Consider the following 15,064-nt stretch of genomic DNA (forward strand, 5'->3'; position numbering starts at 1 on the left):
GAAGGTGATGTGACTCGGTACCGTCACCATACCCGCGTGACGGTACCGAGTCACATCACCTAGGCTGTCCCCATGGCCCGATGGGAACCGAACGCACGACTGCGCCTCGTGCAAGCCGCGATCGACCTGTTCGGCGAGCAGGGGTACGACAGCACCACCGTCGCCCAGATCGCCGAGCGGGCCGGGCTGACCAAGACGACGTTCTTCCGGCACTTCCCGGACAAGCGCGAGGTGCTGTTCGCGGGCCAGGAGGAGCACGGCCGCCTCCTGGCCGAGGGAGCCGCGGCCGCGCCCGGCACCGCGACCCCGCTGGAGACGGTGGCCGCCGCCCTGGACGCCCTGGCCGCCTCCTTCACCCCGGAGCAGCGCGCGTTCGGCCCCCGGCTGATGCAGGTCATCGGCAGCCACAGCGAGCTGCGGGAACGCGCCGCGTTCAAGAGCCTCAACCTCAGCACGACGCTGGCCAAGGCCCTCCACGACCGCGGCGTACCCGACCCCACCGCGTCCCTCGCCGCCCACCTGGGCGCCCAGGCCTTCTCGACCGCCTTCGCCCGCTGGATCACCCCGGCGAACGACCGCACCCTCCCCGACCTGACCCACCAGTCCCTGAACGAACTACGCGAGGCGACCGCGGCCCTCACGTAAGGGGCCTTCCACCCAAGGAGGTCAGCCGAGATGGGGCAGGTCGCGGTGTTCCAGGAAGTGGCGGAGCCGGAGTCGCTGTGTGTGGTGCATCGGCAGGTGGGGGATCTCTTCCGGCCGGACGAACCGCAGCTCTGTGGACTCGTCCGAGATCGTGAGTCGGCCGCCGACCATGCGGGCGGTGAAGCAGATGTTGAACTGCCTGCGCACCTCACCGTCCGAGTAGGCGATGACGTGGCGTGGGTCGGTGTACGTGCCCACGAGTCCGGTGATCTCCACGTCCAGACCCGTCTCCTCCTTCACCTCCCGGACGGCCGTTCCCGGGAGGGAGTCGGTCATCTCCATGCCGCCACCGGGCAACGCCCAGAGATCGTTGTCCCGGCGGCGCTGAAGGAGTACGCGCCCTTCGTCGTCGGTGACCACGGCGGACGCGGCGACCACCAGGCTGTTCGGCTCCGGTGCCGCCGGGTCGTCGTAGTACTCGGTCCGTGCCATGGTCACCCTTCTTCGGACGCTGCCGGGCTAGGCGCGGGGACCCACCGGCAGCTCCGCGATGAACTCGTCGAGGAGGGCGGTGAGTTCGGCCGGGGTCTCCTCCTGGGGGGCGTGGCCGGCGTCCGGGATGATCTGGACGGCGGTGCGCCACAGGGTGGGGGCGTGCAGCTTGTTGAGGTAGGCCAGGTTGACGAACTGTTCGCCCGCGCCGTGCAGGACGGCCAGTGGCCTGTCGAGGGTCGCGACGATCCCGACCTCGTCGGCGGTCGCCCCGGCGAGGCTCGCGCCCAGGTCGCTGCGGGCGGCGCCGTCCGTGGCCAGGATGTCGGCGACCAGGTCCGCGGTCGACAGGGGCGAGCCGGGGGCGTAGAAGGACTCGGCGTAGGTGCGGGCGGCGTCCTCGTCGACGTCCGCGGTGAAGCCGACCTGCACCGCCGGGTTCGGGAGGAACGCCTCGGCCAGGTCGCCGGGTCCGCCGATGGGCGGGGTGCCGAACACGGCGTAGCCGGCCGCGTCCGGGAGCAGGGCGGACGCCTCCAGGGCGATGTGGCCGCCGAGGCTCCATCCGACGATCACGGCCTCCCGTGCGTCGAGCGCGTCCACGAACCCGGCGAGCACGGCGGCGTAGCCGGGCACCGAGTACACGCCCGACCCGGGCTCCGCCGCCGGGGACGCCCCGTGTCCGGGCAGGTCGAGGGCCAGGCAGCGGTGACGCCTGCCGAACTCACCGTCCAGGAGATGACGCCAGGTCCTGGAGGACGAGGAGTTGCCGTGCACCAGCACGACCGGGCGCCCCTGCCCGGGACTGCGGCGGTAGGCGATCTCCCGCCCCGACACACGCACGAATTCGTGAGCCATCATCTCTCCTGCACACTCTGGGCTGCGGATGGGTGGAGGCGGTCGCCGGCGGGCAGTCGTGATCGTCGCGGCGCGGCGGATGCCGGCCGGGGGCTGGACGGACGTGGGCGCGCGGGGTGGACCTCTCCGGCGGCCGGTGGGCACAGGCGGACCACCACCGGAAACCGGGCCGCCCCTGCCGAACCGGGCCGTCCGATCGTAGGCGACCGGCCCCGGGAGCAGGTAGGCGTCGTGGGGGCCGACAAGGCATCACGTGGGGCGGCGGCGCGTCGCGTTTCCCCCGACGGAGCGAGTTGCCCCCGACGGAGCGAGTTGCCCCCGCGCGGACCGGACGGTTTAATAAATGGACGTTCATTTATTAACGGGAGCATGAGAGGCGGCGCTGGTGGGACGTCCCCGGGGAGTCGACGACGTGGTGATCCTGCGGGCCGCGGCACGGGTCATGGGGCGCGAGGGTCCCGCCGGGCTCACCCTGGCCGCCGTGGCCCGCGAGGTCGGACTGGTGCCCGGCACCCTGGTGCAGCGGTTCGGCTCCAAGCACGGCCTGCTCCTGGCGCTCGCCGACCAGACCACGGCGGACACCGGCGAGTTGATCGAGCGGGTGCGCCGGACCCAGGACTCCGCTCTCGCGGCCCTGTCGGCCCTGCTCGTGGAGACGATGGCGGAGATGGCCACACCCGAGAGCTTCGCCCGCCATCTGGCCTTCCTCTGCCTGGACCTCACCGACCCCGAGCTCTACGAGCGTGCCCTGGCCGTCCACCGGGCCCGCACGCGGGCGGTCGAGGGCCTGCTGACGGAGGCGGCCGGCGCGGGCGAACTCCGTACCGGCACGGATGTCGCGGCGCTGGCCAGGACCGTACAGGCGATCACCGCGGGCGCGGGCCTGACCTGGGCCCTCGACCGCGACGGCACCCTCGGACAGCGACTGCGGCAGGAACTCGACGCCGTGCTCTCCCCCCACCTGCCGTCCCCGCACGTCCCGTCCCGCCCCCACGCGCACCCCGGCCCCGCAAGGAACCGGAGGAACGAGGAATCATGACGACGACCGACACACGCCCGCTGGCCGGCAAGGTCGCCCTCGTCGCAGGCGGTACCCGCGGCGGCGGCCGGGGGATCGCCGTCGAACTCGGCGCCGCCGGTGCCACCGTGTACGTCACCGGCCGCAGCAGCACCGGCGACCGCTCCGACCTGGACCGGCCGGAGACCATCGAGGAGACCGCCGCGCAGGTCACCGCCGAAGGCGGCCTGGGGATCCCGGTCCGCACCGACCACAGCAGCCCCGACGAGGTCCGGGGCCTGGTCGGCCGGATCGCCGCCGAGCAGCAGGGACGGCTCGACATCCTGGTCAACTCGGTCTGGGGCGGCGACCCGCTCACCGACTGGGAGCACCCGCTGTGGGAGCAGGATCTCGACACCGGCCTGCGGCTGCTGCGGCAGGCGGTGGAAACCCATGTGATCACCAGTCGGTTCGCACTGCCGCTGCTGGTCGCCCGCGGCAGCGGACTGGTCGTCGAGGTCACCGACGGCAACACCGCACGCTACCGGGGTTCGTTCTTCTACGACCTGGCGAAGTCGACGGTCATCCGGCTCGCCGTCGCCCAGGCGGCCGAGCTCCGGCCGCACGGCGTCGCGGCCGTGGCCCTCACGCCGGGCTTCCTGCGCTCGGAGGCCATGCTGGAGCACTTCGGCGTCACCGAGGACACCTGGCGCGAGGGGGTGGCCAAGGACCCGGACTTCGCCCACTCCGAAAGCCCCCGCTACCTGGGACGGGCCGTGGCCGCGCTGGCCGCGGACCCGGACGTCATGGCCAAATCCGGGCGGGCACTGGCGACTTGGGGCCTGTACCAGGAGTACGGGTTCACCGACGCCGACGGCAGCCGGCCGGACTTCGCCGCCCACTGGGCCAGGAACCTGGAGGAGGAGTACGGGCCGCTCGGCGACCCGCTGTGACCCCACCCGAGCGCGCCCGGGATCCACGGCGGCGGCACCGACCGGGCTCACCCGCTCGAACGGCACCGGCTCGAACGGGCGGTGCCCGCCGTGGACGGCATGGCTGCTCCAATGATTCCTTGGACATCGAGTATCTCGAATACAGATCCGTCATCACCGCGCAGAGAGGCCTCTGGGATGTCAAGCGAAAGGGAACCCGGTCCGTCCGGCCCGGACCTGGGCAGAGTCGTCCAGAGCTACCAGGCGGCCGTCGACGACTTCGACCGCGAGCTCGCCCGGCTGCTGGGCGTCAACGAGACCGACCTGCGCTGCCTGGAGATCCTGCTCGACGTCGAGGAGACGACCCCGCGCGCGCTGAGCGCCAAGCTGGGTCTGAGCACCGGCAGCGTCACCGCCATGCTCGACCGCCTGGAGAAGCTCGGCTACCTCACCCGCAGCCCGCACCCCACCGACCGCCGCAAGACCGTCGTCCGCGCCACCCCGGACTGCACCGAACGTGTCTACGACCTGATGGGCCCGTTCCTCGCCGACACCGCCGAGCGCCTCCTGCCCCACTACACACCCGAGCAACTCGCCCTCGTCGCCGACTACCTGACCCGGAGCCGGGACATCCAGCAGGAGCACACCGAACGCCTGCGGCAACTCCCCGCCGCCCGCGCCCCCCGCTCGGGCGGCCGCCAGTCCCCGGGCCCCCGCAACCGCGCCGGCCCACGGTGACCGGGGTCGCCCACCGGGCGCGCCTCACCCGGACGGACCGGAGCGGTGGTGGACGGGCCCGAGCGGTGATGCCGTGAGAGCACGCGTTCCGCTGCTCCTGGTTCCCGGGGAGGCCCCGTCATGAGAGTCACCGCGTCCGGCCTGGTCGTGGCCGGCCTCCTCGCCGCCGTCACCGCCTGTACGGCCGCCGGGCCGCCGAAGGCCGACGCTCCCGCCGCCGCCCCGACCGCCGCCGAACGGCCCGCCCCGGCCAGCCCCGCCGCCTCACCCGGCACCGGCACCGGCACCCCGGCGCTCACCCCCGAGCAGGCGCAGGCCGCGCTGATCGGCGAAAGCGACCTGGGCGTGCCGTGGACGGCGGCGGAGGGGACGGCCACCTGGCACGACGGGCTGCTCAAGGCGGCCACCGGCCAACCCGGCTGCCAGCGCCTCCTCGAAGCCCTGTACACCGACGAACTGCTCGGCGCCCCGGCCGGTCCGCAGGCCGTCACCGCCCTGGACGACGGCGACGACGCGGCCCAGCTCCGCTACCAGGTCGACGCCAGCCGCTCCGCCGACGTCGACCGGACGCTGGCCTGGCTGCGGACCCTGCCCAGCATCTGCGGGCAGTTCACCGCGCAGACGACCGCGGCCGGGACCGAGGCGGTCCGGGTCACCGACGCCGGGCTACGGGACTTCGGCGACGCGCGGCAGGGACTGCGGATCACCCTCACCGCGCAGCCCTCCGCCGCCGACGACCCCACCACCCTCACCCTCGACGTCGCCGTCGTCCGCGTCGGCGACGACGCGATCGTCCTCACCGCCGGCGCCCTCGGCACCCTCCCCGACGACACCACCGGGCAGGCCCTCGACACCGGCGTCCAGCGGCTGGCCCAGGTACGGGAGCAGGGACGGGCCCAGGCCTAGGGCTGGCCTAGGGCCGGCCTAGGGCGTCTCGTAGGGGTCCGACGGCTGCTTCACCGTCTTCGCCGACCCCGCGTCCAGCACCGGCGGCCACGCCGCGTCCGAACCCAGCCTGCCCTTGGGGTGCCAGGTGCCGGTGACGGTGACCCAGGTGTCGGTGGGCGGCGCGTCCTCGCCCCGGATCTCGACCTTGCTGGTGGTCGCGTCGGCGGCGCAGCACGTGACCATGAGCCGGGTCAGGTACCAGGTGCCGCCGGAGCCGTGCGTCACGAAGCCCGTCATCCGGACCGTACGGCCCGTCAGCGAGCGTCCGCTGTCGTAGATCGCCCGCGAGCTGAACTCGGCGAGCGTCAGCTCCACCGGGTTCCCGGCCGGCAGCGCCGGAAAGGCCCCGACCCCCTGCGCCGCCCGCTGCGCCGCCTCGCGCCCCGCGCTGTAGGAACCTAGGGCCGGGGGAGGAAAGACCAGCAGCGCGAAAGCCGGGAGGGTGAGCAGCCAGGCGATCCGGGGACCGGCGGCACCGTGATGGCCGTGATGGCTGTGACCGTGATGGCCGTGGCCGTCCTCGTCGCTGCCGCCGTCCTCGTCGCTGCCGCCGTCCGCGCCGTCCTCGCCGTCCGCCGTGCGGCTTCTCAGTACCGCCGTCGTCACGCCCAGCAGGATCAGGGCGATCCCGGAGACGATCAGGTACGGGCGCAACGCGTGCTGCACGTACCGCAGGTACAGCTCGCTGAAGAGCGTGATCCGCAGGGCCGCCGCGCCGACCAGGCAGAGCAGCACGGGTCCGCCGTACCGCCTCACAGCAGCCACCACCCCACCAGGGCGCTGGACGACAACGCCACCAGCCAGGTCGCCGAGGAGAAGCGGAGTGCGAAGCGCCTGCCGAAGGTGCCCGCCTGGAGAGCGATCAGCTTCAGGTCGACCATCGGGCCCACCACCATGAACGCCAGCCGGGCCGTGGCCGGGAAGGCGCTGAGCGAGGCGGCCACGAAGGCGTCGGCCTCGCTGCACACGCACAGCACGACGGCGAGCACCGCGAGGAGGGGGACGGCGGTCCAGGCCGAGCCGGTGAAGACGTCGAGGACCGATCGGGGCACGGCGATGTTGAAGGTCGCCGCGGCCGCCGCGCCCAGCACCAGGAAACCGCCGGCGTGCAGGAAGTCGTGCTGGAGGCCGGTGACGAAGGCCCGGGGGCCGGTGGCGTGGGAGTCCCGGGCGGTGCGGGGCGGGCGCAGCCAGTCGTCGCGGCCGAACCGGGCCCACAGCCAGCCCATCACCACCGCCGTGCCGAGGGAGGCGAGCAGGCGGGCCAGCACCATCCTGGGCTGACCGGGGAACGCGATCGAGGTCGCCACCAGCACGACCGGGTTGATCGCCGGTGCGGAGAGGAGGAAGGCGAGGGCCGCGGCCGGGGCGACCCCGCGCCGCATCAGGCTGCCGGCCACGGGGACGGAGGCGCACTCGCAGCCCGGCAGTACGACGCCGGCGGCCCCCGCCACGGGAACGGCGAGGGCCTGGTTGCGGGGGAGGAGGCGGGTGAAGACCCGCTCCGGGACGAAGGCGCCGATCGCCGCGGAGACGACGGTGCCGAGGAGGAGGAAGGGGACGCCCTGGACGGCGACCGCCGTGAACACGGTCCACCAGGCGGCGACCGGTGGGGTGTAGAGGTCGAGGGCGAGGGTCGGGCCCAGGACCGAGGCGACGGTCGCGATGGCGAGGAGGGCGGTGCCGCCGAGGACCACGTGGACGACGGCCCGTGTCAGGAGACGCAGGCCGTCGGCTACTGTCCGTTGGTTGTGCACTTCGGAGACGCTAATGAAGGGGGCTGTTACTCGGCACAGAGATGGCTGTGTGTCGGGTGCGGGCCGGTGGGGGCTTGTCGCGCCCACGCGGCGGAGCCGCAAATCGATACAGCCCCGCGCCCCTGTCGGGGCGCCACAGCTCAGCGCGTTACCAGGACACCGCCCACAACCGTGTGCGTCGGCCTCAGGTCCCGCAGTTCCTCGCCGGAGGCGTTCGCCGGGTCCCGGTCCCACACCGTGAAGTCCGCCCAGCGGCCCGGGGTCAGGGTGCCGCGTACCCGGTCCTCGCCCGTCAGACGGGCCGCCTGGGTGGTGTGCAGGGCCACCGCCTCCTCGTACGAGATCGCGTGCTCGGGGCCCTTCACGCCGATGACCGTCTGCCGTGTCGTCATGCCCCACACCGAGCGCATCGCGCCGAACTGGCCGACCGGGAAGTCGGAGCCCGCGCTGACCTGGGCGCCCAGGTTGATCCAGCCGCGGGCCGGGAAGAGGCGGGCGACCCGTTCCGGGCCCCAGAAGACCTCCTCGACCTCGGCGGTGTCGTGCAGCAGCGGCTGCTGGATGGTGACGGGGATGCCGAGGGCGACGGCGCGGGCGCGCTGCTCGGGGCCGGCGAGGCCGCCGTGCTCCATGACCAGCGAGCCGGCGGGCAGGCCGGGGTTGCGGTCCAGGACGCGTTCGTAGACGTCGAGGAGGGTGCGGACGGCGCGGTCGCCGTAGGCGTGGGTGCCGACCCGCCAGCCGCGCCGGACCACCGCCTCGACCGCCTCGACGAGCGCGTCCGGCTCCCAGATCAGCATCCCGGAGAAGGCGTGGTCACAGGCGTACGGCTGCTCGGTGGCGCCGGCCTCCAGGCCGCCGTCGAGGCCGAACTTCACGCCCCACACCGACAGCCACGGGTCGGAGGTGTCGCGCCACTCCACCATGACGTCGAGCAGGTCCTCGACCTGGGCGGCGCTGGTCATGCCGAGCGCCGAGACCAGCGCGCGCACCCTGGTGTGCAGCGCGCCCGCCGCACGGGCGGCCCGGAGCACCCGGTAGTCCTCGGGGGTGACCGCGCAGTCGCGCACGGTGCCGATGCCGGTGGCGGCGTAGTCGCGGGAGGCGATCCGGAGTCCCTCGATGCGCTGGGCCCGGTCCGGGGCCGGGACCAGGTGCTCGACCAGGTGCAGGGCGTTGTCGATCAGCCGGCCGTCCAGCCTGCCGTCGGCGCCGCGGCCGATGGTGCCGCCGGGCGGTACGGGGGTGTCCTCGGTGATGCCCGCGAGGCGCAGCGCGTAGCTGTTGACGACGTCGTTGTGGCCGCCGCGCTTGACCAGGACCGGGTGCCGGTCGGTGGCCGTGTCGAGTTCGGCCGCGGTGGGCATGCGGCGCTCGGCCAGGTTCAGTTCCTGCCAGTTGGTGGTGGTGCGGATCCACTCGCCCTCGGGAGTGACCGCGGCCCGCTGCCGGATCAGGTCCAGGAACTCGGGGATGGTGCGGGCCTGGTGGACGGGGACGTCCTGGGCGCCGAGCGCGGCGAAGATCATGTGGGTGTGGGTGTCGTCGAAGGCGGGCAGCACGGTGGCGCCGGGCAGGTCGCGGACCTCGGTCCGCTCGGTCACCAGGTGGTCGAGGCCGTGCGGGTCGGCGGACACGGCCGCGATCCGGTCGCCGCGCACGGCCAGGGCCCGCTGCGGGGCCTGGCCGGGCACCAGGGTGTGCACCGCGCCTGCGCGGACCAGCAGGTCGGCTCCGTGGTCGGTCATCGTCTTCTCCCTCAGCTCGCAGCGTCGCGAAGGTTTCGCTGACGAGACCGTTGTAGAAGCCGATCGGTGGTTCGCCGCCATATCGAGGGTGCGAGTGCAGGAAACACGCCATTCCCGCCGCCTCTCGCACGGATCATGCGACAGGCGGCGGAACGGAAAGGCCGGCCCTACAGCGGTGGCTGGGCCGGTGCCGGTCCCAGGGTCGTCGTGCCCGGGGCCGTACGGTGGCCGAGTCCGGTGCGGTACGCGTCCAGGGCCGCCTCCACCCGGCCGGTGCGGCGCAGCAGGTCGCCCAGCAGGCGGCACAGGTCCGCCAGGTCGCCCGCCGCGCCCGCCCGCTCCAGCAGACTCAGCGCCCGTACGTAGTGCTCCTCTGCCGCCTCCGTGTCCCTGGCGTCCTCGGCGATGATGCCGAGCAGCCGGTGCGCGGCGGCCGAGTGGACCGCGCCGCGCTCGGAGGAGAAGTCGCCGAGCACGTCGTGCAGCAGCTCGGCGGCCTCGTCGGACTTGCCCCGGCGGTGCAGGACGTCGGCGAGCTCGACCGCCGCCTGGCTGCGGTACAGGGCGGCGCGGGTCTCCGACAGCATCGCGAGGGCCTCCCGCAACTCGCTTTCCGCACGCTCCAGTTCGCCGTTCTGGGCGTAGACGTAGCCGCGCATCCAGTGGCAGTTGGCGAGTTCGGTACGGAGCTTGAGCTGGCGGTACAGCTCGGCGGCCTTGCCCAGGGAGGCGTCGGCCTCGGCGACCCGGCCCTCGGCGAGCAGGGTGCGGGCGACGGAGCGGTGCATCCGGGCGATCAGCGCGGGGTCGCCGGCCTGCGGGGCGAGGGCGAGGGCGAGTTCGGCGGCCTGGGCGGCGCGGGCGTGGGCGCCCATGTCCATGTACGGGCCGATGGCGGAGGCGTAGAGGAGCAGGAGGGCGTCGGGGTCGTGCAGGCCGCTGCGGTTCAGTTCGTCGAGTGTGGTCTCAAGGAGGTAGACGGCGTAACGGAGTTCACCCGCGAGGTAGTGGCTGACCGCCCGGCCGCGGATCGCCGGGACGCGCACCGGCAGCGGTTCGTCGGCCGTCCACAGCTCGGCCCGCTCGAAGAACTCCCTGGCCTGCCCCAGCTCACCGGTGTCCAGGGCGCATTCGCCCATCCCGAGCAGCGCGGTGGCCTGCTCGACGGCGAGCCCGTGCGCCTCCGCCTCCTCGAAGAGGGCGGCGTACTGGGCCGCGGCCGTCTCGGCCTCGCCGGTGGCCAGGGTGCGCTGTGCCTCGGTGAGCCGCAGCCTCAGGTCGGTGGCGAGGTGCGCGGGGCGCCCGCTGGCCAGCTCCTCGAAGCCGACGCCGAGCCGGCCCGCGATGTGCCGCAGCGCCTCGTCGGAGGCCCGCACCCGCCCGGCCTCCAGCGTGGAGATGTACGCGGGCGTGTAGGCCGGTTCGGCCAACTGCCGCTGGGTCAGCCCCCGCTCGGTGCGCAGTTGCTGCACCCGCCGCCCGATGGTCTCCGGATCGTCCCGTTCCTGCATCTTGCCAATACCCCCAACTCCCCCTGGACCCCTTGCCGTTGCGCTCTGCCAACCCCTAGGTTAAACCGCGAATTAAACGTGCTTAACCCGCCCCTGTTGTTGCGAGGTCGCCGTGCCCGGACGCACATCCGCACGCCCCACCGCAAGCCCCACTGCACGTTACGCCCGCGGTATAGCGGCAGCCGTCATTGCCGTGGCCGCACTTATCACCGCCGCCAACGCCGGCCCGGCCAGAGCGACGGACAGCTCCCCCGGGTCCCCGGCCGCGGCGACCGCCCGGCACACCGCCGGCCACTAGGAGCCTGCCCCGCGCCACCAGGCCACCCCCCCCACCCCACGATCGCCCCCGGCGGGACCCTCCCCCTGTCCCGCCGGGGGCTTTTCCGCTGTGTACGCACGTTGATCAGTTCCGCGAATTGCCGCCCCCTGTTTGACAGAAAGCCCTTCCATTGAACTCTCAACTTGCCAGTCTTGGTCTCCACCCGGATGTCATGTCCGGGACGAAAAGGACCGTACCAACGGACCGCGTCAACGCACACACGCACCCCGGACCGTCGACTGGAGCCCCCCGATGTCCCGAACCAGGACCCGCCGCCTCGGCCGAGCCGCCGCCGTCGCGGGCAGCGCCGCCGCGCTCACCCTCGCCCTCCCCTTCAGCGCCTCCGCCGGCGTGCTCCAGAACCTCCCGGAGAACGCGACCACGTTCCAGAAGTTCTTCGAGCCGCTGTACGACTACGACACGGACAGCTGCTACCCCGCCGCCGCCATCGACCCCGACGGCAACCTCAACGGCGGCCTGAAGCCGACCGGTTCCGTCACCGGCAGCTGCCGCACCGGCCATCTCGACCACGCCAACACCTACTCGCGGGCCAAGTGCAACAACGGCTGGTGCGGGATCATCTACGCCAGCTACTTCGAGAAGGACGAGGCCTCCCCGGGCATCGGGCACCGCCACGACTGGGAGTGCATCGTCGTCTGGGTCAAGCAGGGCGCCGACTACCCGTCGTACCTGTCCGCCTCCCAGCACGGCGACTTCGAGACCGAGGCGGTCGCCGACGTCCCGATGAGCAGCCAGCGCGTCCAGGTCGTCTACCACAAGGACGGTCTGAGCACCCACGACTTCCGGTTCGCCAAGTGGGGCGAGACCCCGGAGAACGACGACGCCGCCTGGCACCAGGAGAACCTGCTCACCTGGGACAACATGGTCTCCAACCTGCGCGACATCCTGAACGCCTCCGACTGGGGCGACGCGAACTTCCCGCTCCAGGACGCCAAGTTCGACGACCACCTCAACAAGGCCAAGCCGAGCGCGATCACGTTCGACGCGTACGCCTGACCCGGCCGGCGGTCCGGCGGCGAGGCGTTCTCGCGAATGCCTCGCCATGCCGGGAAGCGGCGGTCCGCGACACCGGGGTCGCGCCGTTCGTCATGAGTGTCCAAGCGGGTCCGGCGAAGCGCCCTGAAGGGGCGCGGGGAACTGCGCGACCAGCCACGACGGCGCCGCAGACGGCAGACGGCAGACGGCACATCGCGGCACTTACAGCGGAGCGCCTAGTTGGTCTGGAGCTGCCGCAGGTGCTGCTGGACATGGTCCAGGGCGCCTTCCCGGCGGCCCGGCACCCTGAGTCTCAGCTCCGCGAGCACAGGGCCGAGTTCACGGGCCCGGGCCGCGTCCTTGATGGCGCCCCACTGGTGGTGGGCCCGGTCCACGGCCGCCTCCACGGCCGGTGCGTCGGCCGGCTGCCCGGCGCCCAGCCGTGCGCCGGCGACGGTCAGCCAGGTACGGCAACTGCGCGCCGCGTCCCCCGCGAACATCGCCAGATCGGCCCGTACCTCCGACCAGTGCAGGGCGTCCTCGGAAGCCGGCCCGTGCACCCGCGCCGCCGCCCGCTCCCACCGCACGGCCAGTTCGTCGGCCTCGGCGTACCGCCCCGCCCGGACGGCGGCGCTGATGGCGTCATGCGGATCGGAGCCGTCGTGCCGGGTCCGCGAGCTGAGCAGGATGTTCGTGGCCGCCTCGGCACCCAGCCGCGCCAGCACCTGCTGATGCAGCTCCTCCATGGCCGGCCGGTGCCCACTGCGCAACACGGTCGCCACGGCCTTCATGTACGACGGCGAGGCGACCTCCCGGCGAGCGGGCGGAGGTGCGACACGGCCGTGCACGGCGTTGTTGCGCCCTGAGTCGAGGGGCGTGGTGAGCAGGTACCGCCAGGTCTCGGGATCCGCGTGCAGGTCGACGACCAGGGTGGTGGCACCGGGCGGGCGCAGCCGCAGCTCCTCGCGGATCCAGTGCCAGGGCACGCCGGTGTAGCGGACGGTCGCCGCAGTGGTGCGGGCGAGCGCCAGGTGCGGCAGATGCTGCTTGCGGTCCAGGTGCAGCTGGCCGGTGACGAAGACGGTGAGCGGGCCGGGGGCGGCCGCGGCGGCCCGCAGCCGGGTGAGGACGGCCTGCGGCTCCAGGGGGTCGGCGAGTTCGACGACGTTGGCCGTGTCGGTGCCGGAGAGTATCGCCGGGGCGACGGCGGCCAGTACGGGGAGCACGGAGGCGGCGTCCACGAGACGCCCCTTGCCGATCGGCGAGGCCGCGAGCAGCAGCACGGTTCCGGGCATCGGCCCCTCCCTTTTGTTCCCCAGGATCACTCGGGTCAGACCAGCACGTTATCCGCTGCGCCTGCAAAGCGGGCGGCTTGGACGGTCCGTCACCCCGGGTGCACCGGACCCGAGGAGGTTCGGCGTACCGCGAAGACCGTGGTGTCGTCGGCCAGGCGGCCGCGGCTGTGCCGCATGACGCTGTCCCGGACCCGGGCGACCAGACGGGCGGGGTCGGCCGTGCGCGGGTCGGCGCTCACCTCACGGACCAGCTGGTCCGTGAGGTCGTAGAACCTCCCGTGCGCGTCCCGGGCTTCGGTGACGCCGTCCGTGGTGATGAGGAGGGTCTCGTCCGGGGCCAGGGTGACGGTCAGGGTCGGCGGAGGACCGGTGCCGGGGGCCAGGTCGGCCATTCCCAACGGGAGTCCGTCACCCGGCGGCAGAGAGCGCACGCCCGCCGGTCCCACCGCGAGCGGCGGCTCGTGGCCGAAGTTGACCACCTCCACGGTGTCCGGGACCCCCGGCGGGAACCCCAGCAGCACCGCCGTCGCGAAGCGGTCGCCGTCGTCGCGGCCCAGCGCCACCGTGTGGCGCCGGTGCCGGACCATCCGGGTCTCCAGCCGCTCGGCCACCGTCGCCAGGTCCCGTTCGTGGTACCCGGCCTCACGGAACGTCCCCAGCAGCGCCGCCGCCGTCTCCACCGCCCCCAGCCCCTTGCCCTGGACGTCCCCGACCAGCACCCGCGTACCGTACAGCCCCGGCTGGATGTCGTAGAAGTCGCCGCCCACCCGGGCCTGGGTGTCGGCGGCGAGATACACCGCCGCGTGGTCGAGGCCGGCCCACCCCGGCGGCAGCGGCCGCAGCACGGTACGCCGGGTCGTCTCGGCGATGTCCCGCATGTGCAGCATCCGCCGTTCGCCGTTCCTGCGGACCGCGCAGGCGAGAATGGCCAGCAGCCCGGCGAAGGCGACCAGGATGAAGCCGGGCAGCCCGGCCTGGTACTGGTGGGGCCAGGCGCTGTCCACGGCGACGTAGTCGAGGACCGTCAGCACCGCGAAGACCGCAGTCGCGAAGACCCCGCAGACCGCCGCCGCGATACCGGGGACCAGGACGATCCAGGAGATGATCCGGAACCGCTCCGTGGTGTTGAGGTCGACCGCCGTGATCCCGGCGAGCAGCAGCAGCGGCGCCACCCACGCGATGCTCCGGCCCCTGGCCCGCAGCAGCTCCTGCCACCGCCGCAGGGCCTGGTGGTCGGTCACGAGAGTCAGGAAAACACGGGCGGGGACGCACCGCACGTCGTACGGGACGCGGAATCCCGTACCGACCGACTTGCCAGGGGGTGGCCGCAGGTGTGCTCTGGAGGGTGGGGGCGAGGAGAGAGGAGCACGCTCATGGCTCAAGCGGCACCCACGTCCGGCGGTATGCCCCGGAGCGGCCGTACGCCCGACGTGTTCAGCGCACAGGTGCACGCCAGGGCCCGGGTGGCCATACCGATCGTGACCGGGCTGATCTACGGCTACTGGGCCGCGGCCAACCGGCGCAGCGGCGGGCCCATCACCGGCTGGAACCTGCTGTTCGGCTTCCTGACCGCGCTCGGCTTCGCGGTGGTGCTGTACGCCATGCTGGCCTATGCCCCACGGCTGCCGCGGGAGCTGCACGCGCTGGTGTGGACGGCCTTCATGGGTATCGCCTTCGGCTTCCTGTACAGCCAGAGCGGCGACTCGATCCTGCGGTCCATCGGCATGTCGCTGGCGATCGCGGCAGTGACGTTCATCCTGATGTTCTACCGGTTCTACACGCACGAGGACGCGGCCGGACACCGTATCCGGTAGCGGCGCAGCCCGGC

16 protein-coding genes are annotated in these 15,064 nt (G+C 73.0%); 8 read left to right on the plus strand and 8 right to left on the minus strand.

Features of this window, described 5'->3' with window-relative positions:
- Positions 1-72 precede the first annotated feature (72 nt).
- Positions 73-645 (plus strand): TetR/AcrR family transcriptional regulator, encoded by a 573-nt coding sequence (locus SSP29_RS10820; RefSeq protein ID WP_089100332.1) that lies wholly within the window; start codon positions 73-75, stop codon positions 643-645.
- 21 nt (positions 646-666) lie between these two features.
- Here the strand turns inward: SSP29_RS10820 and SSP29_RS10825 are convergent, their stop codons facing one another.
- The gene (locus SSP29_RS10825) at positions 667-1,137 is read right to left on the minus strand and encodes an NUDIX domain-containing protein (RefSeq protein WP_089100333.1); all 471 of its coding nucleotides are present in this window, start codon (positions 1,135-1,137) and stop codon (positions 667-669) included.
- Between the two features lie 27 nt (positions 1,138-1,164).
- Complete coding sequence (locus tag SSP29_RS10830) at positions 1,165-1,995, minus strand: alpha/beta fold hydrolase (RefSeq protein ID WP_089100334.1); 831 nt, start codon at positions 1,993-1,995, stop codon at positions 1,165-1,167.
- A gap of 385 nt (positions 1,996-2,380) precedes the next feature.
- On the opposite strand from SSP29_RS10830, the gene SSP29_RS10835 reads away from it, so the two are divergent.
- The 4 genes from SSP29_RS10835 (at position 2,381) to SSP29_RS10850 (ending at position 5,568) form a co-directional block, all read left to right on the plus strand.
- A complete protein-coding gene (locus tag SSP29_RS10835) occupies positions 2,381-3,034 on the plus strand; it encodes a TetR/AcrR family transcriptional regulator (protein WP_150133923.1) in 654 nt (217 codons plus the stop codon).
- On the plus strand, positions 3,031-3,945 hold the full coding sequence (locus tag SSP29_RS10840; protein WP_089100336.1) for an SDR family oxidoreductase: 915 nt from the start codon (positions 3,031-3,033) through the stop codon (positions 3,943-3,945). Before SSP29_RS10835 ends, SSP29_RS10840 begins: the two co-directional genes overlap by 4 nt.
- 177 nt (positions 3,946-4,122) lie before the next feature.
- On the plus strand, positions 4,123-4,662 hold the full coding sequence (locus SSP29_RS10845; protein WP_089100337.1) for a MarR family winged helix-turn-helix transcriptional regulator: 540 nt from the start codon (positions 4,123-4,125) through the stop codon (positions 4,660-4,662).
- Between the two features lie 120 nt (positions 4,663-4,782).
- On the plus strand, positions 4,783-5,568 hold the full coding sequence (locus SSP29_RS10850; protein ID WP_089100338.1) for a hypothetical protein: 786 nt from the start codon (positions 4,783-4,785) through the stop codon (positions 5,566-5,568).
- Positions 5,569-5,586: 18 nt separating this feature from the next.
- Here the strand turns inward: SSP29_RS10850 and SSP29_RS10855 are convergent, their stop codons facing one another.
- The 4 genes from SSP29_RS10855 to SSP29_RS10870 all read right to left on the minus strand — a co-directional run bounded on the left by SSP29_RS10855 (position 5,587) and on the right by SSP29_RS10870 (position 10,626).
- Positions 5,587-6,366 (minus strand): TIGR03943 family putative permease subunit, encoded by a 780-nt coding sequence (locus tag SSP29_RS10855; RefSeq protein ID WP_089100339.1) that lies wholly within the window; start codon positions 6,364-6,366, stop codon positions 5,587-5,589.
- Complete coding sequence (locus SSP29_RS10860) at positions 6,363-7,367, minus strand: permease (RefSeq protein ID WP_089100340.1); 1,005 nt, start codon at positions 7,365-7,367, stop codon at positions 6,363-6,365. Before SSP29_RS10860 ends, SSP29_RS10855 begins: the two co-directional genes overlap by 4 nt.
- A 140-nt stretch (positions 7,368-7,507) precedes the next feature.
- Positions 7,508-9,115: an amidohydrolase gene (locus SSP29_RS10865; RefSeq protein ID WP_089100341.1), complete on the minus strand. Its 1,608-nt coding sequence runs from the start codon at positions 9,113-9,115 to the stop codon at positions 7,508-7,510.
- Positions 9,116-9,282: 167 nt separating this feature from the next.
- Positions 9,283-10,626: a helix-turn-helix domain-containing protein gene (locus SSP29_RS10870; protein ID WP_089100342.1), complete on the minus strand. Its 1,344-nt coding sequence runs from the start codon at positions 10,624-10,626 to the stop codon at positions 9,283-9,285.
- Between the two features lie 112 nt (positions 10,627-10,738).
- Between SSP29_RS10870 and SSP29_RS59625 the strand changes: the two genes are divergently transcribed.
- Both SSP29_RS59625 and SSP29_RS10880 read left to right on the plus strand, forming a co-directional pair.
- Entirely contained in the window at positions 10,739-10,924 is a 186-nt protein-coding gene (locus SSP29_RS59625) for a hypothetical protein (RefSeq protein WP_089100343.1), read from the plus strand.
- 273 nt (positions 10,925-11,197) lie between these two features.
- The gene (locus tag SSP29_RS10880; RefSeq protein ID WP_089100344.1) at positions 11,198-11,962 is read left to right on the plus strand and encodes an NPP1 family protein; all 765 of its coding nucleotides are present in this window, start codon (positions 11,198-11,200) and stop codon (positions 11,960-11,962) included.
- Between the two features lie 215 nt (positions 11,963-12,177).
- On the opposite strand, the gene SSP29_RS10885 is transcribed toward SSP29_RS10880, so the two are convergent.
- Together SSP29_RS10885 and SSP29_RS10890 are read right to left on the minus strand one after the other, a co-directional pair.
- Positions 12,178-13,236, minus strand: a complete 1,059-nt coding sequence (locus SSP29_RS10885) for a hypothetical protein (protein ID WP_089100345.1) — start codon at positions 13,234-13,236, stop codon at positions 12,178-12,180.
- A gap of 89 nt (positions 13,237-13,325) precedes the next feature.
- Positions 13,326-14,477 (minus strand): PP2C family protein-serine/threonine phosphatase, encoded by a 1,152-nt coding sequence (locus tag SSP29_RS10890; RefSeq protein WP_089100346.1) that lies wholly within the window; start codon positions 14,475-14,477, stop codon positions 13,326-13,328.
- 132 nt (positions 14,478-14,609) lie between these two features.
- Here SSP29_RS10890 and SSP29_RS10895 point away from each other — a divergent pair, with 132 nt between their 5' ends.
- Positions 14,610-15,050, plus strand: a complete 441-nt coding sequence (locus tag SSP29_RS10895) for a hypothetical protein (RefSeq protein ID WP_089100347.1) — start codon at positions 14,610-14,612, stop codon at positions 15,048-15,050.
- Positions 15,051-15,064: the final 14 nt, after the last annotated feature.

This window comes from Streptomyces hyaluromycini (assembly GCF_002217755.1).
In the GTDB taxonomy this organism is placed as follows: domain Bacteria; phylum Actinomycetota; class Actinomycetes; order Streptomycetales; family Streptomycetaceae; genus Streptomyces; species Streptomyces hyaluromycini.

Coding starts and splice junctions, on each gene's coding strand:
- SSP29_RS10820 (WP_089100332.1), top strand. CDS start 73: ATGGCCCGATGGGAACCGAACGCACGACTGCGCCTCGTGCAAGCCGCG.
- SSP29_RS10825 (WP_089100333.1), bottom strand. CDS start 1,137: ATGGCACGGACCGAGTACTACGACGACCCGGCGGCACCGGAGCCGAAC.
- SSP29_RS10830 (WP_089100334.1), bottom strand. CDS start 1,995: ATGGCTCACGAATTCGTGCGTGTGTCGGGGCGGGAGATCGCCTACCGC.
- SSP29_RS10840 (WP_089100336.1), top strand. CDS start 3,031: ATGACGACGACCGACACACGCCCGCTGGCCGGCAAGGTCGCCCTCGTC.
- SSP29_RS10845 (WP_089100337.1), top strand. CDS start 4,123: ATGTCAAGCGAAAGGGAACCCGGTCCGTCCGGCCCGGACCTGGGCAGA.
- SSP29_RS10850 (WP_089100338.1), top strand. CDS start 4,783: ATGAGAGTCACCGCGTCCGGCCTGGTCGTGGCCGGCCTCCTCGCCGCC.
- SSP29_RS10865 (WP_089100341.1), bottom strand. CDS start 9,115: ATGACCGACCACGGAGCCGACCTGCTGGTCCGCGCAGGCGCGGTGCAC.
- SSP29_RS10870 (WP_089100342.1), bottom strand. CDS start 10,626: ATGCAGGAACGGGACGATCCGGAGACCATCGGGCGGCGGGTGCAGCAA.
- SSP29_RS10880 (WP_089100344.1), top strand. CDS start 11,198: ATGTCCCGAACCAGGACCCGCCGCCTCGGCCGAGCCGCCGCCGTCGCG.
- SSP29_RS10885 (WP_089100345.1), bottom strand. CDS start 13,236: ATGCCCGGAACCGTGCTGCTGCTCGCGGCCTCGCCGATCGGCAAGGGG.
- SSP29_RS10895 (WP_089100347.1), top strand. CDS start 14,610: ATGGCTCAAGCGGCACCCACGTCCGGCGGTATGCCCCGGAGCGGCCGT.